Below are 24,802 nucleotides of genomic sequence, written 5' to 3'. Positions count from 1 at the left end.
TATGATTATTGAAAAAATCGAGACATTCCGTAATGCTGTCCCTTTGAAAAAGCCATTTAAAACTGCACTCCGTACGGTTACTGTAGCTGAAGCCATTTTTGTTAAGATAACCTGTGATAATGGGATTACCGGCTGGGGAGAGGCACCGCCTACATTGGTCATAACAGGGGACAGTCTCGTAAGTATCGAAGGTGCAATCAATGACGTCATCAAGCCGTTTTTATTAAAAGAGAATCTATTGAACTTTGAAGCTATTTTCCAGGGATTAAAAACCATCCTTGTTAACAATACCAGCGCAAAAGCAGCCGTTGATATGGCATTGTACGACTGTATCTCGCAAAATTGCAGCCTTCCGCTCTATCAATTCCTTGGAGGCTATAGAAACGAGATTGAAACAGATTTTACTGTAAGTGTGAACAGCCCTGAAGAAATGGGTGAGGATGCTGTTGGTTATGTCAGCAATGGGTTCAATGTACTTAAGGTTAAGGTGGGAATCGGTGAGATCGAAACCGATATTGCCAGGATCCGGGAAGTCCGCAATAGGATTGGCAATGATATTAAAATTCGGCTCGATGCGAATCAGGGTTGGAAACCGAAGGATGCAGTCAGGGCAATCCGAAAAATGGAGGACCTTGGACTTGATATCGAGCTGGTTGAACAGCCAGTTAAAGCAGAAGATCTGGATGGTTTAAAGCAGGTAACTGATTCAGTCGATACTTTAATAATGGCTGATGAAAGTGTATTTTCACCGAAACAGGCATTTGAGGTGATCAGAAGAAGAAGTGCAGACCTTATTAATATTAAATTAATGAAGTCTGGCGGAATTTATCAAGCTCAAATGATTAACCAAATGGCTGAAACCGCTGGGATAGAATGCATGGTTGGCAGTATGATTGAAACGCGGCTGGGGATTACCGCTGCTGCCCACTTTGCAGCAAGCAAGAAAAACATCACGCGCTTTGATTTCGACGCGCCACTAATGCTGGCAAATGAAGCGATTTCAGGCGGAATAAAGTATAATGGTAGGAAAATCACACTTCCGGACCAACCGGGTCTTGGAATAGAAAAGGTCCTTTCAGAAGGAGGAATTTCCATTGGAAAGTAATAATATTTGGCTCGTCAATGTCCCAGTGGCAACTTTGTGGACTTCACATGATTCACCGAGGGAAATCGACAGGGACGGCATTTCCGGTAACCTGAATATAGATAAATGGCTTGAAAAGCTTACTTATCAGCCACGACTCCAATTGTGCGATGATAATCTGGTTCAATCACAGGTTCTATTTGGTCAGGAAGTCTTGATCATTGATGAAGTGAATGAATGGGCACATGTTATTGTCCCAGACCAGCCATCTGGAAAAGATCGTCGTGGATATCCAGGGTGGATTCCAAAAGATCAGCTGATTCAACAATCAGATTGGTATATCAAGCAGGGAACTGCAGCAGTCATTACCGCTAAGAAAGCCCTTCTATATTCCGAAAAGAACGAAAAGCTTATGGAATTGAGCTATCAGACCACATTGCCCATCGTGGAGGATATAATCGATCGAATCCGCGTTAAAACACCAACTGGTATTGGTATCTTAAGAGCTGAGGATGTAACAGTTATTCCATCAGATAAGGAAATTCCTAAGAAGAATGGGGCCGCAATCGTCGCTGCTGGCGAACAATTCCTCGGATTGCCATATCTTTGGGGCGGAATGAGCAGCTATGGCTATGACTGCTCGGGCTTCAGTTATAATATGTGCCTTGCGAACGGCTATATCATTCCGAGGGACGCCCATGAACAGGCTGCTGCGGGTAAAGAAGTACCAGTGTCCGACATCCTGCCAGGCGACTTGCTCTTCTTCGCATATGAGGAAGGAAAAGGCAGCATCCATCATGTTGGTATCTATTATGGTGACGGCAAGCTTCTCCATTCACCGAATACTGGCAAGAATATCGAGATTTTCTCTTTAGAAGGAACAATCTACGAAAAAGAACTCTGTGCAGCGAGACGCTACTGGATTGATACGGAGGAATAAATATGGAAAATGAAGTTTTATTAAGTGTAAAAGATTTAAAGAAGCATTTCACTATGGGTAAAAATGAAATCCTTAAAGCAGTAGATGGCATTTCATTCGATATTTATAAAGGCGAGACCTTTGGCCTTGTTGGGGAATCTGGATGCGGAAAATCCACAGCCGGAAGAACCATGATTGGACTTTATGACCGGACAGATGGAGAAGTTGTTTTTAACGGCAAAGACGTGCACTCACTTTCAGAGAAAGAAAAATTCCAGTTCCATAAGCAGATACAGATGATTTTTCAGGATCCGTATGCTTCACTGAATCCACGTTCTACTGTAAAGGAAATTATATCTGAACCTATGGAAGTTCATGGGCTGTTCACAAACAAAAAAGAACGGTTGGAACGAATTTATCAGCTCTTGGAAGATGTAGGATTGAATCGTGACCATGCGAACCGTTATCCACACGAGTTCAGTGGCGGGCAGCGTCAGAGAATAGGAATTGCAAGGGCACTTGCGCTTGATCCGGATTTTATCATAGCTGATGAACCAATTTCAGCTCTTGATGTATCAGTCCAGGCACAGGTCGTAAACCTGCTGAAGCGTCTTCAAGAAGAAAAGGGATTGACATATCTATTCATTGCTCACGATCTTTCCATGGTTAAGCAAATCAGCGACCGGATCGGAGTTATGTATCTTGGACATATCGTCGAGCTCACGGCTAGTAACCAGCTTTACAATAAACCGCTGCATCCATATACTCAGGCATTGCTGTCTGCCATCCCAATACCGGATCCTGATGTGGAGGATAAGCGGGAGCGTATCATCCTGCAGGGAGAACTGCCAAGCCCAATGGATCCGCCGAGCGGCTGTGTTTTCAGAACCAGATGCCAGCACGCTATGGACATCTGTGCCCAGAGGAAACCTGTCTGGCAGGAGATCGACAAAGACCATTATGTTGCATGTCATTTATATGATGAACATTTAGAAGGAAAAGATAAAAAAGAAATGCTTGTCAATATCAGATAAGGAATAAAAAACATGACTATAGAAGAATTAAGAGAAAGACTGTTGAAAGAACTCGCTGGGTGCAAGGGCCGGGCGAGTTTGTTTTTGGAGATTGAAGGAGAAATAATAGAAGTAAACAGCCAACAGGTTTACCAGTCTGCCAGTTTGATAAAACTGCCGATATTAATCGAGGCTTTAAGACAGATTGAAGAAGGTAAACTGCAAAAAGACAGACTCGTGACAATTAGAGAAAGCGACAAAATTGGAGACACGGGAGTTCTCCAGGCTATGAATGTCAAACAGCTGCCAGTCGAGGATTTGTTGTCTCTTATGATCATTGTGTCAGATAATTCGGCTACCAATCTATTGATTGATTTGATAGGGATAAATTCAATCAATTCGACTCTATCCAGGGTCGGAATGAAAAACTCGATATTGCAGCGTAAAATGTTGGATTTCGATGCCATTCAATCCGGACACGATAATTTTACATCCGCAGCAGATATCGCATTATGCCTGAAAGAAGCAGTTGCTGGAGGTGCTTTAAATAAACAATCGAAAAACACATTCTTTTCATTCCTCCTGCAACAACAATTCAAAGAAAAGCTGCCATTTTATTTGGATGATGCTCTATTAAAAATTGGAAATAAGACAGGAGAACTTCCCGGAGTCGAGCACGATTGTGGTATTATAACATACGGAAAAAAGCAGGCGTTTATTGTTGTGTTGATTGATGGACTTTCAGAACCTGACTCAGGAAAAACGATCATCCGACAGATTGGGAAGCACATAAATCGCTTTATAACAAGCGTTTCGACAAAATCCAACCATATGTGATAGCTTTCGATAACGGTTAGATATCAATTGCTAGCAATATGATATGTAAAAATCTGCGTAATTAACTGGTAAAACAAAGGGATAATTATTCTGATTCTCTTGTTGAATATCAATATCAACAGAAGTAGAATGATAATGGTATCAATTTTGCTTATGCAAGGAGAAGTAAAATGACGGTAAAGGAAAGATGCACTCAGACAATTGTTGAAGATACATTAGCCGCCAATAATTTGTCACCCTATTTTGTTTGCATACATAAAAATTCAATCATCATTTCCATAGATGAAGGCGGCACTCAGTTGCTCGGGTACAAATATCCAGGTGAAATAATCGGGAAATCAATATTCTCCTTTTTATCAAGCACTAACCAAGAAACAATTACAAAAAGAATCGCCGCGATCGAACAAGGAGCGATTCTGCAAGCTAGTATAATGAGGCTCTTAATTAATGGTATTCCAATGGATTTTCAGGTTAGTTCTGAAAACACGATATTTAATGGAGAATCGGCAATGAAAACCTGCCTTAGCTTCATAACGCCCACTACTATTGATAACGATTATCCTGATGAGAACGGATCACTTATTCTTAGCGCAAATAAAGGAATTGTCATCACTACTCCAGATGGCATGATACAGGCTGTAAGTGATTCTTTTACTCGATTGACAGGCTACCATATGGAAAATGTGATTGGGAAAAACCCGAGAATATGGAAGTCACACAGCTACACTCCGATTTTTTATAAGAGAATGTGGGACTCTATTTTGACCAGGGGTTGCTGGGAAGGCGAGTTATGGAACAAGCGTAAAGATGGCAGCCATTATTTAATGAAGGTAAATATCTTTTCAATTTTGAACAAAGACAGCGAACTGGTGAATTACCTTGCTGTGTATACTGACCTTACAGAAGTGGAAATGCTGTCCCAGCAGCTCAAAGAACGCGAGGAACAGTTCAGGACGGTGGTTGAACTATCTCCGAATGCAATCATTCTCTCGCAATTTGATAAGATTGCCTATGCAAATCCACATACTGAGGCCTTATTTGGAGTAAATTTGAAAGAGGTAATTGGTAAACCTGTGAGTTCTTTTTTCAGCGAGTATCCGAATATGGCTTCTAAAATTGATTTTAATCAAAAGTCTGTAATTAGTTTTGAAGAGCAGCTGAAAAAGGGAGATTCATATATAGATATTGAAGTATCTTCTTCTTTGATTACGTATCAGGGAGAAAAAGCTGTTTTAACAGTTATAAAGGAAATTACAAAGCGTAAAAGCATGGAAAGAGCTTTGCGTGAAAGTGAAGAGCAGTATCGCTTTATCGCTGAAAATTCATCAGATATGATTGGAAGGCTTTCAAGTGAAGGAATTATTATGTATATATCTCCTTCAAGCAAGGGAATTCTTGGGTACAGTAACGATGAATTGATTGGAACAAATATTTACAAGAAAATTCATCCCGAAGATCGCCAAAGCTTGCTTGGGCAATATGGAAATCCTAAGGAATTAAGTGGCATAGTAACGTCGAGCTATAGATTGCTGCATAAAAACGGCGGATATATATGGGCAGAAACTACAGTCAGGCCCGTGAAGGACAAATCAGGCAAGGCTTCAGGAATGATGTTCGCCACAAGGGATGTAAGTGCCAGGAGAATGATTGAAAATCAGTTAAGAGAAAGTAATTCACTCCTGAAGAAGCTTTCCTCTCTTGATGGGTTGACCGAAATCTATAACCGGAGGGCCTTTGACGAATTCCTTAAGACAGAATGGGATTTCGCTTGCAAGCATAAAACGCCAGTATCCTTGCTTCTTCTGGATATTGACTATTTTAAAAAATATAATGACACATATGGGCATATCCAGGGGGATGACTGCTTGAAGTCAGTTGCCCGTGAGCTTGAACGATTTTTCCATGAAAAAGGTTATTTCGCTGCAAGATATGGGGGCGAAGAATTCGCTGTTGTCCTGCCTAATACAGAGGCACGAAAAGCATCACAGTTAGCTGAGGATTTCCAGTCAACCATCCAGGCAATGAATATTGAACACAAAAACTCCAAAGTGAGTGAGATTGTAACAATCAGTATTGGTCTATCATGCGTTACCCCTATGAACCCAAATGAACTGAAGCTGGTTCTTGAATTCGCAGACCGGGCATTATATAAGGCTAAGCAAAACGGCCGTAACAGGATTGAAGTATGTGAGAACAGAGATTGATAAGGTTTTTGTAAACAACAGGTCCATCGGCTTCTAAACGATGGACCTGTTGTTTTAATTACACCACTATTTTCATTAATTTTGCTTTCTCTTGTTTCACACTATATTTAAGGGACCATATCAAGAACAAGGTTCCGGCAAAAATATACATGATTCCCCCAATCATACCCACCAATCTTGGGTCGAACCATTCCAGTGCCATACCGGTAAAGAACATAGATGCCCCGATGAATGTATTGGACAGCATGCTAGTAATGCCAAAGTACATTCCATGCCATTTTGAAGGAATGGTCTCCATTGCCACCGTATCTAGAAGGGCGTTACCGACACCGCTGAATATTGCGGTCACGCCAAATAAAACAGCGGCAACCCAGAAAGCTTCTGTCTTGCTTATCGAAGTCAAGAATAAACCTTCTCCTATTATGCAAATGAAAGAAAATAATAGAAATCTCTTTTTAACCATCTTAGTCAATAATGGACTGATCATTAAACCCAGACCAAGAACACTGTAAAAGATCCCTACTCCCAGGTCAGCTTTTTTAAACGTTTCAACGGCATACACGCTTAATAATACATTCTCAATCCCGTTAATCAGCGGGATGATCAACTCGAACATCATCAACATTAACAGGAAGGATGAAGCCGCAATCACAGGGAGCAATTCGCTGTACTTTTCTGAGTTAAGTTTACTGACTTGTTGATTATTAATTTTATCGCCAAGGGAAGGCAAGGTCGATAAAATCCAGCCGGCAGCTAAAAAGGACAATATATTAAGCAGAAAAGCTGCTTTGGCTCCTAGAAAGTATGAGACAATTCCGCCACTTAGTGCCCCAATGATTAAAACAATCCCAATTAATACCTGTTCCCATCCATTTATGTCTTTTAATGATTTAGATGAAACAATGGCAGGGATGCTTGATTTCCTGATCGGTGCGTAGATTGCTTCTCCTGAGGCCAGCATGAAAGATGCGACATAAACAATCCATATATCTGCAGGATTGTTGACAGCCAGAAAAGACAAGGCTAATACTGCTCTGGCTAGGTCCGTAAAAATCATGATATTCTTTCTTCCGAATTTCCTGGCAAGGCCGCTGCTTAAAGGGCTGAAGAATAAAAAAGGAATCATCCTGAGAGCCATTGTAATCCCGACCGACAGGCCAGAACCAGTCATTTGCAATATCAAAGCTAACAACGCTACCTGGCTGAATCGATCACCTATACCATTAATTATTCCAGCAAAGAATAGTTTGCGGTACGATTTCTCCAGACGAAATGTTTTAAACATAGTGTCCTCCATAAATCTAATTATATGTTAATCTAATTAGATTATAATCTAATCAATTGGTGGAAGGAACTGTTTTTTGAAGTTTAAAAGATGGTAAATTTTTTTCCCGATTTTAATGAAAAATGTATTCATAAAAAGTAAAATGCTATATAATGATTTTCGTATTTCCGAAAATTTGAATTCAAGATGAAATATGTTTATAGATACAGGGGGAATGATGGATGAAAATGAGAGTTTCCGCAGTCCAATACCATCTTCACACGATCAGGTCGTTCGAAGAGTTTGCTCATCAATGTGAGCATTACGTAAAAACAGCACAGGAGTATGGATCAGAATTCGTTTTGTTTCCAGAGTTCTTTACTACTCAATTATTATCAATCGGCAGTGAGCAGGGTACGAGGCTGACCATCAATGAACTCCCTGGTTTTACCGAACAATATTTAAATCTGTTCCGGAATTTCGCAACGGAAACAGGGATACACATCATTGGCGGTACACATGTCGTTGCCCGGGAAGGCAAGCTCTATAATGTCGCACACATGTTTTACCCGGATGGCAGAATCGTCGAGCAGGCGAAGCTTCATATTACACCTACTGAGGTAAATGAGTGGAATATGAGTGCGGGAGAGGATTTCAGGGTATTTGATACAGTGAAAGGACGCATCGCGCTATTGACTTGCTATGATATTGAGTTTCCTGAAATCGTAAGGATGGCTAAAGCAAAAGGTGCAGATGTCATTTTCGTTCCATCTTGTACAGATGACCGTCACGGTTTTCATCGTGTACGATACACAAGCCATGCACGAGCTATAGAAAACCAGGTTTATGTGGTTTTGACAGGAACAGTAGGAGCATTGCCGACTGTCGATTTCATGCGAGCAAACTTTGGCCAGGCGGCAGTCATTACGCCGAATGATATACCATTTCCTCCTAAAGGCCTTCAAGTTGAAGGTGAACTCAATAATGATATGATTGTGACAGCAGACCTTGATTTGGAGCTATTGTACGAAGTACGCGAACGCGGATCTGTTACAACCTGGCGTGACCGCCGGACTGACCTTTATCCAGACTGGGAACAAGCAGAAAAAATCTAAAACGATAAGGAGCACTCTTCATGGAATATATCCGCGTTAACAGTATTGATGATCCACTCTTTGCAAAGCTCCATGACTTAATGAAGGAAGTCTTCCCTCCTGAGGAAGTATTGGAGTTTGATTTATGGAAAGGACCACTCGAAGATCCAGGCATCAGGGTTTTTGCTGCTGTACATGGGAATGAAGTGGTCGGCGTAACTGAATACCGCTATTACCCTGACTGGAATATAGCGATGACTGACTTTACCATTGTCGGAAAACCTGGACTAAGTCTCGGTAGATTCCTTGCAAATAAAAGAATGGAAGACCTGCAGAAACTCGCTGGTGAACAAGGGGTAGAATTGTTTGGGATGTTCGCAGAAATTTATGATCCGTACCGTAAGACAGATCATGATTTTGGCGGGGTAAAAACGATGGACCCGTTTGTAAGGCGTGAAGTATTATCTCACCTTGGGTATAAGCGTCTGGATATGGAATACGTACATCCATCATGGGAAAATGACGGAGAATCAGTAGAGGGACTGGATCTATGCTTTATGCCGACTGATGAGAATACTCATGAATTACCTGCAGCGTTAATTACAGATTTCATAACCACTTATTATTCCGTTCTCGAAAGGAAGCCAGAAAAGTGGAATAAGATGGTGGATCAGCTGAAAAATAAAGAAACCGTGGCATTGTTGCCATTATAATGTGCAGACCAGCAGTGATCCTTTACTGCTGGTTTTTTGTTCTGAGCAAAGCGTTTGCCATTTTTTAAAATGAGTCACAAGATTTGTTTTCACCGATAAGATTTTCTATAATTAACCCTTGACTACATAATTGAAAGGAGTTTCATATGGAATCTTTAAAAGGAAAAACAGCGCTGATTACGGGTGCTGGCAGAGGCATCGGCCGGGCTGCAGCTATAGCTCTGGCAAAAGAAGGCGTTAATATTGGCATGATTGGGTTAACACTTGCCAATCTGGAGAAGGTTACAACTGAACTTGAGGAATATGGGGTAAATGTTTCTGGAGCTGTCGCTGATGTATCTGACATCGAATCTATACAGCACGCTGTCGAGCATGTAACAGAAGAAATCGGCCCAATAGATATTCTGATTAACAATGCGGGAATCGCAAAATTTGGTGGCTTTCTTGATTTGGAGCCACAGGAGTGGGAAAAAATCATCCACGTCAACTTGATGGGAACATACTATGTGACTCGTGCGGTCCTGCCAGGAATGATTGAGCGGAAGACAGGTGACATAATCAATGTTGCGTCAACTGCAGGGCAAAAGGGAGCGCCGGTAACAAGTGCATATAGCGCATCAAAGTTCGGGGTACTAGGGTTGACTGAATCGCTAATGCTTGAAGTTCGAAAGCATAACATCCGTGTCAGCGCGCTTACTCCAAGTACCGTAGCTACTGATCTGGCGATTGAGACGAATTTAACAGATGGCAATCCGGATAAAGTCATGCAGCCTGAAGATCTGGCCGAGTTAATGGTAGCGCAATTAAAGTTGAACCGCCGCGTTTTCATTAAGACTGCTGGAATGTGGTCTACAAATCCATAATCATTATGAGGATAGAACCAATAAAGGTTTTATCCTTTATTTATTCAACTGAATCCAAAAAAAAACGAAGTGTCCTCCTGGAAAATACACCAATTACCACTATTAGTATCTGGTACTAATAAAGTGGGGAAATACCGGTGATTTATGCTTTTTCAGCCTCCGAATAGGCTATTGTTATATTAAAAAACGATACTATTATTTCGGTATAACTTCAGGGAAGCAACAAAAAAAACGGCCTAAGCCGTTTTAAAAAGCATATCGGAATATCCCGTAATAAAGGGGCAGTACAAATATCAATCCACTCAGTTTAGCTGCAAGCGGCATGGGTTCTTCCTCTTCTTCCAGACCAAAATCCCCTGCAAACCGCTCCGCAAAGAATATTGTAAAAATCACATCCCAAATGAGACCGAAAACGAAGACGATTTTCCATACTAGAGGGGTTAGCATTTCTGTTTCAGTAACAAATCCAAATAAACCAAGCCAAGTGATGATTGAAATGACAAAATCAAGCCTGGTGATATTGTTTTTATATTTACCCTTGATCAAAAACCAAATTGCCGTCGTGCCCATAAATCCTAAATACATTAACCATAAAAAATCAGTCATCTTCTTACCTCGTAATCTTTTGATTAGTTTTTTACCAGAGTGGTTTAAGTGTCCTGATTCTGAAACTTATTAATTGAACAGAATGGGGGAAGAAGGACACTTTGTCAAAATAAACAACCTGTAAACATACTTACACTATTATAAAGGTGCATGTGCAATGTTGGAATAGAAAATTGTCGAAAAATCATTTTTGATTTTTTATTTTTCATGTTGAATTATTTTATAAAAGGTGTAAAATTACACTAAAAGATTCAAGGTGGATTAAATAGGAATTGGGGGATAAAAATGGAACATGCTCCTAAAGAGGAAAGACGCAGGATTTTCCGAAATGAGCTCTATAATTTAAAAGAATTAGGTTATGTTTCACCAGAGGTATACAAAAGTGTATCAGAAGCCCATAATGAATATTTTCTTGATTTGCTGGCAAAGGACCGGCAGGAGAACGAGATGGCAACTAGGAACAAGGGGACTAATTCTATAGGATTTGAACCTGAAAGCAAAGAAGTTCAGTCATCAGCCAACATTGCGATGGAGGAGAAACAAATACAACAGCCTAAACCACGCCCAGTAAAAGTCAAACCAGGGAAATCAGCAGAAGAGATTCGTGAACGGAATATTTCCTGGTCTTTGAATATTGGGGTGATCATGCTATTGATTGGCGGTTTGTTCGTGGCAACAAGCAACTGGGAAAGTATGACACCATGGATGAAGGCTGGGTCAATCGCACTTGTTTCGGCTTTATTTTACGGAATTGCCTATATGAGCTACAAGATCATAAAAATCGATAAGACAGCCTTTGCGTTCGTTGTCCTTGGCAGCCTTTTTCTGCCAATCTTCACCTTATCACTAGGCTGGTTTGAATTGCTGGGTCCTTATTTATCGTTCTATGGTGAAGGTCGGTTCATCTTAGGAACAATTAGCAGTTGTGTTTTGATCCCGATTTATGCGTTTCTGGCCAAAAAGCTATCTTCCAGATTGTTTGTATGGTTTACGTTCATTACGACATCCATTGCAGCAGCATACTTGTTGAGTGCGATTGGATTGCAAACAGACGGATTTTACCTTGGGTTGATTATATTCAATACACTACTGATTGCAGCCTGCCACCAGCTTAAAAAGAAAGATCAGATGCCGCTGTTCACAAAGGAACTTGCCCTTTATTCACAGGCAAACTTGGTCCTGTCTACCTTATTAATGATTTTCTTTTTTGAAGAACATGTTTTCAATGGCTTCAATTTGATTTTGACAGCTATTGTCTATCTTTCGATGATTTTTGTTAATGGCCATAAAGAGTATCATTTTGTCTTCAGTGCCATGTTCATTTATGGTGCATATCAAATTCTTGAAAATTGGCGATTCACAGAAGTAAGCGTAATTGGTTATGCACTTCTAGGTTTCGTGTTTCTGTTCATTCCAAGATTCGTTGATGATAAATACGCCTTGAATAGAGCTTTTCAAATTACTAGTGCAGTTGTATCAGGTCTTGCCTTTTTATTCATCACAGCTGAAGGGATGATGATTTACACAAAGAACCCATCCTTTATCCTTGTGGCAGCTTACCTGATCATATCAGTTAACTTCATTTATCTTGCGAATACCACCGAAAACATCATTTTCAAATATCTAAGTCCGATTTTTCTTGCAACTGCTATGTTTGAAGCTGTTTTGCAGATGGGGAAATGGATCGGTTTCGAAAACCTTGTATTGCCAATTTATTTTATTGGTTTTATTCTCTTCATTTTTGCAGGCTGGCTGGTCAAGATGCGTTATCTTCAAGCCATTAAAACCAGCTCCCGGGATGTCGGAATGGTGATCATGCTTTTCATGATTCTTATTGCTTTTTCCATGTTCGATTGGTGGGAGCTAGCACTGATGTTCTTGCTGGTCAGCTATGCATTTTATGTCTTGAAAAAAATAGACAACAGGCCGTTTTTGCCATTAATTGCTCAATGGGCAGTGCCTGTCTCACTGGGCTTATCAGCAGCTTCAATTGGTGAGGAAGTACGGATACATTCAAGCTTTTATAACGAATTGCTCGGAATGCCAGGAAATTTAGCATTGGCGGGAGTTCTTTTATTGGTTGTCAGTATTGGCCTTCGCAAATCAAAGGAAACCATGCTGGCGCGTAATGCTTTTTTCAGTGGCAATGGGTTCTATGCAGCAAGCCTGTTTTACACATTCGTATTCCCTATATCTAATATTTACGGAGAATCGCTAGTTTGGTTTGGCGGGATCTTGATGTCTCTCTTGCTGTATAAAGTAACGAAGGAGTCACTTATTGCATTTTTTTCCGGTGTAGTAAGCCTTGTCTGGTACCTTATTTCAATTGACTCGATTAATGAAGAGATATTGGTTTTTAATGCAACAATAGAGTCTTTACTCATCCCGGGAGGAGGGTGGTTATTGCTGGGGGCTGCTGCTTTACTTTTTCAAAAACAGAGAGGGCTTGCAGTCGCATATTCATGGATCGCCCATGTTTATCTCGTTCCAATAATGGCCATTGAATTCATCCTTTATGGCGAGGAAGCAGTCTTAACCTATGTGATTGCTACTGGAGTTTATGCTGCGAGTATTTTCTTTGTAAAAAAAGAATGGAAGGTGAAATCGCTTTTATATGCTGCATTCACAACGTTATTCTTAGCGATCAAGACAGGTATTAGTTATTTTACTGAATCAGATTCTGGGCACTATGCTTTCCTGATGACGAGTATTTTGTTGACTGTATTCTGGATATTGTCATCCGCAAATTTCAAAAAAAGAACTTTATATTTCCTTATTCCGATTTCGTTGTTAGGTGTAGCAAGCTTCCTGGCAGTATACCCTTACAGCTGGCTGCTCTTCGGAATTACTATAGGCTACGCAGCGGCTATATTGGTTTTGCTCCATAGAGTGAAATGGGATTTAGCTGCATTGATGCCGTTATTGATGATCTTTTACGGAACAATCCAAATCATTTTCCTGGCACAGCTTCATGTGTATTGGGATATGGCTATTCTTTCAGCATCTGGAATTTTGTTTATTTTTTCAGGGAGGCGGATTTATAGGAATCTCTGGGATAAGGGAGGGGTTTTTGGACTGCAAAGCCTGGATGCTTATTCATTAGTTGGATTCTTGTTCATTTTTTCTGTGGCACTGATGAATGGTGAAACCTTCTGGGCGCTCATTGTCCATGGACTCCTTATATCTGCAGGGTTATGGCTGCAGAGGAGAAGGGTTCATGGCAGAGGAGTAAGTGTAATTCTCTTTATCGCAGGTGCGTACTTGCTGGTTCCTTATTATGCGGCCGTAGAGCAGCTTACAATCCCTGTCTTATTGGAAAGGGAAATATATGTACTTCCGTTCGTAGCTCTTGCGATTTTTGTACGGTCTATTTTCAATGAGAAAAGCAATCAAATCACCAGCTATATCCAATGGGCAGTATTGATTATGGTCTCGCTTTTGCTCATTCAGGATGGCTTGGAAAGCAATACGGTTTATGATGCCTTGATTCTTGGGTCTCTTTCGCTTATTTCAATGCTGGCCGGTATGTGGCTGAGAGTAAAAGCTTATTTCTTTGTTGGGGCGGGAGTTTTACTTCTTAATGTGCTCCTGCAAACCCGCCCATTCTGGGGAAATCTCCCTTGGTGGGGTTACCTCTTGATCGCTGGTTCGATCCTGATCGGTGTTGCCAGCTTCAATGAGTGGAATAAACAAAAAGGAGCTAGAGGGGAGAAAACTCTCCTTGCAAAGTTAAAAGAGAGCTTTCTCATGAAAATGAAAAATTGGAACTAATAGAAGCTGGCAAAGGGGATATTATTTCATCCTTTGCCAGCTTTGTTTTATATGGAAGTCAGGATGCAAAAAAGTGCATTTCTGTATGATTTCTGTTAACATTCATAAAAATGAGGGTATCACATCAGCTAAGGAGGTTATGAAATGAGGGATGTAACTCTTTTGGACATATTTGAACACCATATTGCCCAGAAATACTTGAAGCGTTCTGGCATGGCCCATGCTATTGCTGTCGCTTACCACGCATTCCATCTTGCCAGGGAGCATAAGGTAGACGTTGATATTGCCGCAAAAGCCGGTTTCCTCCATGATATCGGGCACTTCACATGGTACAGGAACGGCAAATGGGACTACGAGCTTTACCGGAAAAATGATATCCACCCAATTAAGGGAGCAGAAAGAGCACATAAACTCTTAATCCGATTGGGTGAGAACCCCGTGCAGGCGAAAGCCACTTCACTTGCAATCCTTTTCCATACAGACTCCTTTTTGCCTTCAAACGATATTATCCGTACGCCACTTCAGCAGGTAGTGAAATGGGCAGATGAAAAAGACGAAGAAGAAGGCGGAAATCACCATTACAGAAAAATAGAGCATGAGCGTGCTAAACAAAGCATTATCAGGCTTGATAAAATGATTGATGAAGAGCTTATGAGTGGTAAAAGCGGCGGAGGAACACAATTGCCATCTTAAATGAAGGCTCTTTTCTCAAACTTTGTAGCTATTGACTACAAAATAGGATTGAATGACCTATGTTTCTTCAGAAAAAATATACCTTAATATGAGAAAAGAGCTTGCACACTCAATATTGAATTACAAAATGGCTTTTTATCACGTTAAAATCGGCCTTAGGATTTTAACAACAATCTTTCCAGAAATAGCCTAAATGAAAAAGGGCATCGATCTTTTCGATGCCCTTTTCTGATTATTTTTTAACGATTTTCAGGGAAAACCCTTTCGATTGTATCGTTGAAATCTTCAGTAAGCCCCACAATCGGTCTCCTGCTCTGAAGTTGCTGCCTATAGTCTGTCATGCTGACAACAAAGTCTGCATTGGATGATACATAAACAGCTGCAATGGACTTATCGGAGACTTTGATTTGTTGTGTGATTTTATCTTTTAAATCAAGTGGAACAGTCTCTGTATCACCATTTTTAAGTACTACGGCAACATAGGCTTTTCGATGCACAGTTATGACGGTTGCGCTTTGAACTTCATTCAGCAATTTTACTTGTTCCTCCGCATTTTCGTCCACATGCATCCTGTATGTTTGGTTATATGAGTTAGAGGTGTACTCCTGGTTGATAGTCTGGATTTGTGCTCCATCGTTATTTATCTGATAAGTTTCTGTGCCCTCATCCGTATATGTATTGCATCCAGTGAACAAAAGGACGGTCATAATCAGAATAAGCAACTGTACGCTAATTCGTTTCATTGGCAAATCCTCCTAATTTTTGAATCTGGAATATAATGTCCAATAAAACAAGTTTTTATTCATTTTGTTCTCTTCAAGAGCGAGATGAATTCTAGAAGACTTTATTATTAGTTATAAACATGCAGACAAAAGACCAGCAGTAATGCTGGCCTTTTGTGTTTTGTTTAAAAATCATGTTTGATCAGGTTCCTTTTTCCCCTAAGTTTATAAAATTTCCACACATCCTTGATGATGATCTTTACAACAGAATAAAGGGGGATTGCGATAAGGATCCCTACGAAGCCGTATAAGGAGCCGGCTGCAATTAACAGGAGGATGACGGTAATCGGGTGGATGTTGAGCTTTTTCCCCATCACCTGAGGAGTGACAAGATTCCCTTCAAGCTGCTGCACGATTACCAGGACAATCAATACCTTCAACATCATCATTGGACTGATTGTGAGGGCAACGAATAGTGCTGGAATAACACCTATAAGTGGGCCCAGGAATGGAACGACTGTTAAAAACATCGTGAAAATCGCAAGGATAAGGGCATATTCAAGTCCGATGATCTTATACCCTATATACATCAGTGTCCCGTCAACAAGCGCGATAATGAATTGGCCAGTTACATAGGTGAATAGTGTTTTATCAATATCTGTTAAAATTTTATTGCCTTCCTGCACATGTTCTTCTGGAATTAGTTTCAGAATATAAGGCCTTAATTTTTCATCATCCTTTAAAAAGAAGAACGCAAGAAACGGTACTACCACAAGAACAGTCGCGACACTTGTAATCACCGAAAATACAGTCATAAGATTTTCTCCCAGACCTTGTGTGACCTTGCTCAAGTAATTCAGTGCCCTCTGCTTGATTTCATCTGCATTAATAAAGCCAAGCTGGTTGTCACTAATGACTTTTTTCGACTCTTCCGTTATTTCATCTACTTTTTGCGGAAAGTTTACCTTGATTTCGCTGATTTGTTCTCCTAATTGGGAACCTGCAAAATAAATGAATCCGGAAAATAATCCAGCTACCAGAATAAAGACAACCAGGATGCTCACTATTTTTGGCATGTATCGGTTAACCCATTGAACTGGTTTCCTTAATATATAATAGATAAGGCCTGAGATCAAAACAGGAAAGAAAATCGCGATAATAAAGCTTTGCAGCGGCCAAACAAAGTAGTCTATCTTACCAAAGAGGAAAATGATAAGAAGCAGGAGAATGGTTCCCGTTGCGTATTTAAAAAAAGGTCGTTGAATCCACATGGCGTACCCCCCTGAATATTTATGTCTCTCACTATTAATTACCTTAAAGAAATGGACACTAAACAAACTGGTTGTCATATAGAGGACAGTACCCACATATATTTATAAAAATTGGTAGTTTGATATAAATCCTGACGGGTAAATATTCTGGTCAACAGAAATGGAATCGCAGCATTAGCCACTGGTCATCTTCTGTGTAAAGGGGTCTCTGTATGGTTGCAGTCGAAGAACATCTGTTATTTATCAAAGAACTTGGCCGTTTATTCGATGAGTACGCACAATGCGAGGATAAGGAACTGAAAAATGAGATTTATAAAGATATTCAGCTATTAGGTAAGGCAATCAATATTAGCAACTAGGTTTAAATAGAACCCGGCAAGCCCTTAATCAGCGGCTTGCCGTTTTATTTTAGATGAGTGTATATATTTTGGGTGTGAGAAAGAGCGGGTAACAAAAAAAGACCCAACTGGAGTTATATTTAGGAAAGCCAGGCATTGTTCTTTCATATACATGAAACAAGCATATGAAAGGGGAGGGTTATATGAGAATTGACCTTTCAAGGGAACAATATTTGACACTCGTAAAATTATTGCAGCTTGGAAACTGGCCTTTAGGACTGACTGAAGCAAATCAGGAACTGGTGAGTAAAGCGGAGGATCTTGAACAATATATTTTCTCTCTATCAAGGGACTTTGAAGCTGGTGACGGAATTTACTATGACGAAGAAGAGGAGTATTACTATCTTTCTGAAGGCCTCAGGGATACGGTGGAAGCGATTATTGATGAGTACGAGGAAGATGTCTTTTGGGATCAGCTTACCCATAAGCTCGCAACGATCGATTTGAAGCGTGAAGTCAACATCAATGCCTCTATTGAACAAAAGATCAATCGGCTTTTCCAGCTGAAAGCACGTTATGAAAAATACTTCCTGGAAAATGGTCTGGACAAAATAGATATTTTATAAGGAAAAATCCGGCCAGGCGTGGCCGGATTTATTTTATGAAGATTCTCGCTTTTTCTGAAATATAGTCTGCTGCGAAAACCAGGAGAAGATAGAAAAATAGCAAGAGTGTAATATCTGTGTAATGGAAGAAACTCATGCTCAGCTTGAATTGCTGGCCAAGGCCTCCTGCGCCAACAAAACCAACGACAATCGTCGTTCGCATGATGACCTCCCAACGGTAAAGTATATACGTCAGGAATCGGGGAAGAGCAGCTGGCAATACTCCATACAAAAAGAGCTGAAAACGTCCTGCCCCGGATGAAGAAAGATTCCGAATTGGCCTTGAGTCTAAATCTTCGATGACCTCTGCAAAAAGCTTTCCAAGAATCCCGAAATTATGAAGAGCAAGTGCGATTGCACCCGGCAATATTCCAGGTTTAAAGATGAAGATGATGATCATTGCCCAAACAAGCTCCGGGACTGCCCGAGAAAAGATATATCCTCCTCGAACAACACCAAATGAAAGCCAACCATGCCATTTTTTAGCCAGCGTGAGGGACCCGTCTGCAACATTCCTTGCTGCTGGCACAACTGTCAGAAGTGCGGCAATTGTCGCAAAGCCTGTAGCCATCACACTCATGACCAATGTTTCAATCGTAAGATCCAATGCATTTTTCCAGTTTCCAGCATTAAGAAAGGCCGGACTTTCTTCATCGATACCCAAAAGTCCTTTAAAGAACTTGCTAGCGTAAAAAAGATTCTTTTCTGTAAACAGTAAGGACAAGCTTGCTTTTTCAACTACAAATATCGATACCCAGGATCCAACCATAAGAAGCAATAGAGCATAAACAGAAGCTGTAACGAAGCTAAGTTTAAATTTCTTCATTGTACCAGCCTCTTTCTTAATTGGTTGCTCCAGAGATCGATCATGATGACTAGGGCGATTAAAAAGAACACAAAAGTCCAAACTTCATCATAATGGAGGTCATCAAGACTCAACTGAATTTGATACCCCAGGCCGCCGATACCGACAAAGCTCATAATCGCAGATGAACGAACTGCGCACTCAAATCGGTACATCGCATAACTGGTAATGCTCGCCCTGACCATGGGCAAGTAACCATACCATAAAGCCTGTAATTTAGAAGCGCCTGCTGCTTCCAAAGCTTTAATCGGTTCACTTGGTATGTCCTCCAGCATATCTGCAAAAATCCTTCCCAGAATGCCTCCGTATGGTATAGCCAGGGCGAAAATCGCTGCAAAAGGAGAGAGGCCGATCGAGGCGACGAATAACCAGGCCCAAACGAGTTCATGAATGGCTCTCATGAAGCCAAGCTGCCCTCTAAAAAAAGACCGCATATACCTTTTGATGTTACCTTCTGATACCACAATTCCTGCGGCGAGTATGCCATAGAAAAAGGCAATGATAATCGCCAGACTCATGCCGGCAGCAGCATAAGAAAGAGTAGTCCAGCTTGATTCCAGTGCAAGAAGAAGGATGTCACCCGATAAATCAGGAGTGAAAAATGCTGCCGCAATTTGTTTGGCTGTTTTGAATCCTCCGCTATGAATCAAGGTACTATTCCATTCAAGAGAGAAGAGACTGAACATGAATGCAAGCAAAAGGATCAGTGTAAGGATCTTTCGCTTATGGAGCTCAAATCTAAACCATCTATTATCCATATCAAGACAGCTCCTTTAGTCTGTAAAGGCTATTGATATGGTCATCAGTTACGGAGGAAGCGGGGAGGTCAAAGAAGAGTTCGCCATCTTTAAGGGCAATCAATCTATCAAAATATTTCCTGGCATAATCGACCGAATGCAAGCTGGCGATCAGTGTTTGTTTTTCCTCTAAAGCGATTTTTACCAATAATTCCAGCACGTCTTCCGCACGCGCTGGGTCCAGGGAGGCGACGGGTTCATCGGCCAGGACGATTTCAGGACTTTGGACAAGAAGCCTTGCAAGCGCTACTCGTTGTTGTTCTCCACCGGAGAGGGAAGAAGTTTTTTCATACAGTTTATCTGTCAATCCCACCCGATTCAGTGCCTGGACAGCATATTCCTTATCCTGAGGAATCAGCATGGAAAGAAGAGATTTAATAATACCCCATTCAGACAGCCTGCCAGCAAGAACATTATGGATGACCGGAAGCTCTCCGACAAGATCGAATTGTTGGCGAATGATACCGATTTTTTTTGCTCTCTTTTTATGGTCCATTAGCTCAGAGAGAGAGCAGCCATCTATCAGGATTTCACCCTGACTTGGTGAAAGAATGGCTGCCAACAAGTTCAGTAATGTAGTTTTGCCTGCTCCGCTTGGACCGATAAGGGCAACTAATTCACCTTTTTTAACAGTAAAAGAGAGGGAAGATAAGGCTATCTTCCGCTCATAAATCTTTGATATTTGCTTAAGGCTTATTGCTTCTTTCATGAAATCCACCTACTTGATGATCTTAAGTTGCTTTGCGACCTTTTCTATTGCATTATAATTTTCGTTCTTCGTTGCTATAAATTTATCAGTCTGTAATAATTCCATTATTTCATTATCCTCTGAAGTCATGGAGAGAATAGCTTCTTTGATTTTAGCTTTGGTATCTCCATCCATCTTGTTTAACGTCCAGTTGTAGTCATAGTATTCAGGAGTTGTATAAAATACTTTTACCTTAGATTCATCTACTTTTCCTTCTTTTACAGCTGCTTCCCATACAGAGATATTTAATGCACCAGTCTGAAACGAACCTGATTCCACAAGTTTATAAGTTTTATCATGTGAACCAGAGTAGTTAGGTTTTCCATCAAGGTCCTGATCCGGGGCTAAGCCAGCTTCCATCATAAAGTAGCGAGGCATTAAGTGTCCGGAAGTCGAACTTTCACTGCCAAATGTAAATGACTTTCCTTTTAAATCTTCCAACTTTTCAATCTTAACATCGCTGTTGGCAATAAATACCGATTTGAACTTTTCATCGATTGGTCTCTGTGCAAAAGCTTCGGCTTCTGGAACTAAGTTTCTTGCCTGTACACCAGTAAGTCCGCCAAACCAGGCAAGATGGATTTCGCCTCGTTCAAAGGCGGTGACAAGTGCGGCATAATCGACAGAAGGAACATACTCAACATTCAATCCTGTTTTCTCTTCTAAGTCCTTCGCAAAATCTTCCATGCTCCTGTTCAAGTCAGCTGCATTCTGGTCAGGGATCGCACCGATTTTGATCGTTTCTATTTTTTTGTCTTTTTGTCCTTCGTCTGCACCATTGTCAGAACAGGCCGCAAGGGTAAAAATCATCAATAAGCTTAACAATGCAATCAATTTTTTCATTTGTAATCACCTTTATAAATAAATTTTATGTACCCTATAAAATTTATCAATAACAAGTGGATAACTCAATACATTTTAACGAAATTTATTATGAATATTATGGGAGCGAAGGGTTATTCGGTGCACAAGCAGTGGTTAATATCAATAAAGACAGTCTTTTAGCATTCTATTAAAAAGAAAACCTGACGGGTAAATTCCGTCAGGATCCTAATGATTCTAGTTCGATTTTTCAGCCCATTCTTCAACATTCCAGACTTTTGTTACCCAGTCTTCGTAGAAATCTGGTTCGTGGCTGACAAGGACAATCGTCCCTTTATAAGCCTTCAATGCACGCTTTAACTCCGCTTTCGCAGTAATGTCAAGGTGATTGGTAGGTTCGTCGAATAGCAGCCAGTTGCTCTCGTGCATAAGCAATTTTGTCAGCCTGACTTTCGCTTGTTCTCCGCCGCTAAGCTGGTTCAGCGGACGTGATATATGTTCATTCTTCAGGCCGCCACGTGCCAATGCAGCGCGGACCTGATGCTGATCCATACCAGGGAACTCGCTCCAGACATCTTCTATAGGAGTGATACTTCCTGCTTTCACTTCCTGTTCGAAGTAGGAAGGGAAAAGGAAGTCGCCGCGTTCGATCTTACCGCTCAACGCAGGGATTTTTCCGAGCATCGTTTTCAGCAAGGTCGATTTACCGACACCATTCATTCCGACAATCGCAATCTTCTCACCACGCTCGATTGTAACCGACATTTTAGGGAGAAGCGGGTGAGTATATCCAATTTCAAAGTCTGTGCCTTCAAATACATAACGGCTGCTTGCGCGGGATTCTTTAAACTCAAAAGTAGGTTTGACGGCTGTTTCGGGTCTGTCAATCCGTTCCATACGGTCAAGCTGCTTTTGTCGGCTTTTCGCGCGGCCTGTTGTCGAATACCGCGCCTTATTTTTGGCAATGAAATCTTCTTGTTTCTTGATGAATTCCTGTTGCTTTTCATATGCGTTGATATGCTGATTCTTGTTAATCTCGGCCAATTCCAGGAATTTTTCATAAGTAGCAGTATAGCGAGTAAGCTTTGAAAATTCCAATTGGAAAATGACATTAGAAACCGGGTTCATGAACTCAGTGTCATGGGAAATCAAGATAAAAGCGTATGGATAGTCCTTCAGATATTTAGTCAGCCACTGGATATGCTCGACATCAAGGTAGTTGGTCGGCTCATCAAGCAGGAGAACCTTTGGCTTTTCAAGCAATAGCTTTGCAAGCAGAACTTTTGTACGCTGACCGCCGCTCAAAGCTGAAACATCGCGGTCTATACCAATTGCGTCCAAACCCAGACCCCGCGCAGCTTCCTCGACCTCCATATCAAGGGAGTAGAAACCTCCTGCATCTAAGGCATCCTGGATTTCGGCCATTTGTTCAAGTAATTTTTCAAGTTCTTCAGGTGAGGCATCAGCCATTTTTCCAGTAACTTCATTCAATTCTTCTTCTTTTTTAAAAAGAGGAAGAAAAGCATCGCGCAGGACATCCCGTATTGTTTTTCCGGGTGTCAAAACTGTATGCTGGTCAAGATATCCATACTTGACACCTGGAGTCCATTCAACTTTACCGGAATCGTGTATCAACTGCCCAGTAATGATATTCATCAAGGTCGACTTTCCGACACCGTTTGCTCCTACAAGACCAACATGGTCTTCTGCCAGCAAACGAAAGGAAACGTCTTTAAAAAGGGTACGATCCCCAAATGTGTGGCTTAAATTTTCTACATTTAATAAACTCATGATAAAATCCTCGCTTTAATCTATTTTAAGAAAACAAATATTTTACAATCACATTTCTTAATCATACTAAAATCTATTGTTTTCCACCAGCGTTTTCTAGGCTGGAAGATATGGAAACTGTTCCTGCAAGCTTTGTGGAATTTTTCCTAATTCGGAATCCGAAACAACTACCATAGACATAGTAGCTAATTACAAAATTAGGATAAATTAACTGAATTTACAAAAAATACAGTCTTTTAATTGAAGCTAAGTTTTCACCTCTGCTATATTGTTATTCAATACATAGAAGGAGGTTTTAAATAATGAAAAAACGTTTGTTATCGAGTCTTATTTTAGCTGGTGCTCTGACGGTCTCTTCTGTCCCATTTAATGTACTTGCCCATGACGAGCTTGGGGATGTCAATATTGAAAAAGGAGAGAGGGCTGGATATAGCAACGTTTCTGTCCCTTTAATAGAGGGCAGCAAAAACCTTCAATTTTTACATGAAGCAGCCGCTCCTGAAATGGAAACGGTAAGGGCTGACGGAAAGCAAAACAGCTTTGCGGATGTCTATGCCCATAAAGGATATGCCTATCTTGGAACTCACACAAAAAATGGCGGCAATGGAGGGGTAAGGGTATTTGATATGAAGGACCCGTCAAATCCTAAAGAGGTTGCTGTTTTTGCCAATAATGATATCCCTGGAACCTGGCAAGAAAAAGTAATCGTAAAAAGTGTCAACACTCCATCGTTTAAAGGAGATCTTGCCGTGGTGAGTGTGCAGCAACTAAATAGTAAAAACCCTGATTCCAAAGGCGGTTTTATGCTTTATGACGTTACAAATCCAACAGAACCAAAAAAGCTAGGATTCTATGAGGTAACAAAGAAAACGAGAGGAACTCATGAGTTATATTTAACTATGCAGGGGAACCGTGCAATTGTACTTGCTGCCAATCCTTATGCAGACTATTATAGCCATGGGGAGGAGAAGGACTTCCAGGTTGTGGATGTCAGCGACCCTGCAAACCCTCAAAAACTATGGGAGTTCGACCCGAGAACGCTTGAAGAAATTCCAGACAATTTTAACGGATATCATTGGAATTCTCCTGACGGAAAAACCCGCCCAGTATTCAATCACAGTACGATGATAGATGAAACCGGAAAGTATGCCTATGTCTCCATGTGGGATTTAGGAACAGTCATTTTTGACATCAGCAATCCCGAAAACCCTCAATATCTGGGACGTACAGATTTCGGTTCCAACCAGCAGGGATCCGCACACTCGGCTACCCTTGCAAAAGGAGGAAATGTTCTGATTGAGACAAGGGAAGTCTATAGCCCAACGAAAGAAGGTTATGAACAATCCTATGGCTACACAAGGATTTTCGATATTAAAGATAAAACAAACCCTAAATTGCTAAGTGAGTTCAAGACTGATTTAGTTGATAATATCGAGGATGGCGTTACATTCGCAAATACAGTCCACGACCCTAAAGTCCATGGGAACACATTGTACTTGTCCCACTACGCAGGAGGAGTATATGCTGTGGATATTACTGACCCTGCAAATCCCGTTCAAGTTGGACAGTATGTTCCTGAAATGAGCAATGTCTGGGGAGTATTTGTAAACAGAAATTACATTCTTGCATCTGATATGGGATCAGGGTTGAAGGTACTATTGAAGAATAATAGTACCTCCACAACACAGAGCCAAGGCGTCAAGTAAATACCATAGTAAAAGC

At 40.9% G+C, this 24,802-nt stretch carries 22 protein-coding genes; 13 read left to right on the top strand and 9 right to left on the bottom strand.

Annotated elements, in window-relative coordinates:
• The first annotated feature begins 1 nt into the window (after position 1).
• The 5 genes from CD004_RS11565 to CD004_RS11545 all read left to right on the top strand — a co-directional run bounded on the left by CD004_RS11565 (position 2) and on the right by CD004_RS11545 (position 6,057).
• Positions 2-1,105 (top strand): mandelate racemase/muconate lactonizing enzyme family protein, encoded by a 1,104-nt coding sequence (locus CD004_RS11565; protein ID WP_102262908.1) that lies wholly within the window; start codon positions 2-4, stop codon positions 1,103-1,105.
• Positions 1,095-2,024, top strand: coding sequence for a C40 family peptidase (locus tag CD004_RS11560; RefSeq protein WP_102262907.1), 930 nt, complete (start codon positions 1,095-1,097; stop codon positions 2,022-2,024). The genes CD004_RS11565 and CD004_RS11560 overlap by 11 nt, the downstream gene beginning before the upstream one ends.
• Positions 2,025-2,026: 2 nt before the next feature.
• Positions 2,027-3,037 (top strand): ABC transporter ATP-binding protein, encoded by a 1,011-nt coding sequence (locus CD004_RS11555; RefSeq protein ID WP_102262906.1) that lies wholly within the window; start codon positions 2,027-2,029, stop codon positions 3,035-3,037.
• A gap of 12 nt (positions 3,038-3,049) precedes the next feature.
• Positions 3,050-3,853, top strand: a complete 804-nt coding sequence (locus tag CD004_RS11550) for a serine hydrolase (protein ID WP_102262905.1) — start codon at positions 3,050-3,052, stop codon at positions 3,851-3,853.
• Between the two features lie 170 nt (positions 3,854-4,023).
• On the top strand, positions 4,024-6,057 hold the full coding sequence (locus tag CD004_RS11545; protein ID WP_102262904.1) for a sensor domain-containing diguanylate cyclase: 2,034 nt from the start codon (positions 4,024-4,026) through the stop codon (positions 6,055-6,057).
• Between the two features lie 58 nt (positions 6,058-6,115).
• Here the strand turns inward: CD004_RS11545 and CD004_RS11540 are convergent, their stop codons facing one another.
• On the bottom strand, positions 6,116-7,342 hold the full coding sequence (locus tag CD004_RS11540) for an MFS transporter (RefSeq protein ID WP_158651545.1): 1,227 nt from the start codon (positions 7,340-7,342) through the stop codon (positions 6,116-6,118).
• Positions 7,343-7,563: 221 nt separating this feature from the next.
• Here CD004_RS11540 and CD004_RS11535 point away from each other — a divergent pair, with 221 nt between their 5' ends.
• The 3 genes from CD004_RS11535 to CD004_RS11525 all read left to right on the top strand — a co-directional run bounded on the left by CD004_RS11535 (position 7,564) and on the right by CD004_RS11525 (position 9,991).
• The gene (locus CD004_RS11535; RefSeq protein ID WP_102262902.1) at positions 7,564-8,436 is read left to right on the top strand and encodes a carbon-nitrogen hydrolase family protein; all 873 of its coding nucleotides are present in this window, start codon (positions 7,564-7,566) and stop codon (positions 8,434-8,436) included.
• A gap of 20 nt (positions 8,437-8,456) precedes the next feature.
• On the top strand, positions 8,457-9,128 hold the full coding sequence (locus CD004_RS11530) for a GNAT family acetyltransferase (protein WP_102262901.1): 672 nt from the start codon (positions 8,457-8,459) through the stop codon (positions 9,126-9,128).
• A 146-nt stretch (positions 9,129-9,274) separates the two neighbouring features.
• Entirely contained in the window at positions 9,275-9,991 is a 717-nt protein-coding gene (locus tag CD004_RS11525) for a 3-ketoacyl-ACP reductase (RefSeq protein WP_102262900.1), read from the top strand.
• A gap of 246 nt (positions 9,992-10,237) precedes the next feature.
• Here CD004_RS11525 and CD004_RS11520 read toward each other — a convergent pair whose 3' ends face one another.
• Entirely contained in the window at positions 10,238-10,597 is a 360-nt protein-coding gene (locus CD004_RS11520) for a hypothetical protein (RefSeq protein ID WP_233434995.1), read from the bottom strand.
• Positions 10,598-10,882: 285 nt separating this feature from the next.
• Between CD004_RS11520 and CD004_RS11515 the strand changes: the two genes are divergently transcribed.
• Both CD004_RS11515 and CD004_RS11510 read left to right on the top strand, forming a co-directional pair.
• Complete coding sequence (locus CD004_RS11515; RefSeq protein ID WP_102262899.1) at positions 10,883-14,368, top strand: hypothetical protein; 3,486 nt, start codon at positions 10,883-10,885, stop codon at positions 14,366-14,368.
• A 144-nt stretch (positions 14,369-14,512) separates the two neighbouring features.
• Complete coding sequence (locus tag CD004_RS11510; protein ID WP_102262898.1) at positions 14,513-15,061, top strand: HD domain-containing protein; 549 nt, start codon at positions 14,513-14,515, stop codon at positions 15,059-15,061.
• 239 nt (positions 15,062-15,300) lie between these two features.
• Here CD004_RS11510 and CD004_RS11505 read toward each other — a convergent pair whose 3' ends face one another.
• Both CD004_RS11505 and CD004_RS11500 read right to left on the bottom strand, forming a co-directional pair.
• Positions 15,301-15,804 (bottom strand): YhcN/YlaJ family sporulation lipoprotein, encoded by a 504-nt coding sequence (locus tag CD004_RS11505; protein WP_102262897.1) that lies wholly within the window; start codon positions 15,802-15,804, stop codon positions 15,301-15,303.
• Positions 15,805-15,968: 164 nt separating this feature from the next.
• Positions 15,969-17,054, bottom strand: a complete 1,086-nt coding sequence (locus CD004_RS11500; RefSeq protein WP_102262896.1) for an AI-2E family transporter — start codon at positions 17,052-17,054, stop codon at positions 15,969-15,971.
• Between the two features lie 212 nt (positions 17,055-17,266).
• Between CD004_RS11500 and CD004_RS24080 the strand changes: the two genes are divergently transcribed.
• Both CD004_RS24080 and CD004_RS11495 read left to right on the top strand, forming a co-directional pair.
• Positions 17,267-17,413: a hypothetical protein gene (locus tag CD004_RS24080; protein ID WP_023614189.1), complete on the top strand. Its 147-nt coding sequence runs from the start codon at positions 17,267-17,269 to the stop codon at positions 17,411-17,413.
• A gap of 182 nt (positions 17,414-17,595) precedes the next feature.
• Positions 17,596-18,018, top strand: coding sequence for a hypothetical protein (locus CD004_RS11495; RefSeq protein WP_102262895.1), 423 nt, complete (start codon positions 17,596-17,598; stop codon positions 18,016-18,018).
• A 28-nt stretch (positions 18,019-18,046) separates the two neighbouring features.
• Here the strand turns inward: CD004_RS11495 and CD004_RS24310 are convergent, their stop codons facing one another.
• The 5 genes from CD004_RS24310 to CD004_RS11475 all read right to left on the bottom strand — a co-directional run bounded on the left by CD004_RS24310 (position 18,047) and on the right by CD004_RS11475 (position 23,080).
• Positions 18,047-18,883 (bottom strand): PhnE/PtxC family ABC transporter permease, encoded by an 837-nt coding sequence (locus CD004_RS24310; RefSeq protein WP_170029975.1) that lies wholly within the window; start codon positions 18,881-18,883, stop codon positions 18,047-18,049.
• Positions 18,880-19,680 (bottom strand): PhnE/PtxC family ABC transporter permease, encoded by an 801-nt coding sequence (locus CD004_RS24305; RefSeq protein ID WP_170029973.1) that lies wholly within the window; start codon positions 19,678-19,680, stop codon positions 18,880-18,882. The genes CD004_RS24310 and CD004_RS24305 overlap by 4 nt, the downstream gene beginning before the upstream one ends.
• A gap of 1 nt (position 19,681) precedes the next feature.
• The gene (locus tag CD004_RS11485; RefSeq protein WP_102262894.1) at positions 19,682-20,428 is read right to left on the bottom strand and encodes a phosphonate ABC transporter ATP-binding protein; all 747 of its coding nucleotides are present in this window, start codon (positions 20,426-20,428) and stop codon (positions 19,682-19,684) included.
• Positions 20,429-20,437: 9 nt separating this feature from the next.
• Positions 20,438-21,310, bottom strand: a complete 873-nt coding sequence (locus tag CD004_RS11480; protein WP_102262893.1) for a putative selenate ABC transporter substrate-binding protein — start codon at positions 21,308-21,310, stop codon at positions 20,438-20,440.
• 216 nt (positions 21,311-21,526) lie between these two features.
• Positions 21,527-23,080, bottom strand: coding sequence for an ABC-F family ATP-binding cassette domain-containing protein (locus CD004_RS11475; RefSeq protein ID WP_102262892.1), 1,554 nt, complete (start codon positions 23,078-23,080; stop codon positions 21,527-21,529).
• Positions 23,081-23,382: 302 nt separating this feature from the next.
• Here CD004_RS11475 and CD004_RS11470 point away from each other — a divergent pair, with 302 nt between their 5' ends.
• Positions 23,383-24,786, top strand: a complete 1,404-nt coding sequence (locus CD004_RS11470; RefSeq protein ID WP_102262891.1) for an LVIVD repeat-containing protein — start codon at positions 23,383-23,385, stop codon at positions 24,784-24,786.
• The last annotated feature ends 16 nt before the right edge of the window (positions 24,787-24,802 follow it).

The organism is Mesobacillus jeotgali (assembly GCF_002874535.1).
GTDB classification, from domain to species: Bacteria; Bacillota; Bacilli; order Bacillales; family Cytobacillaceae; genus Mesobacillus; species Mesobacillus jeotgali.
Note: the sequence above shows the minus strand (reverse complement) of the source record. Positions and strands in the feature narration are given on the sequence as shown.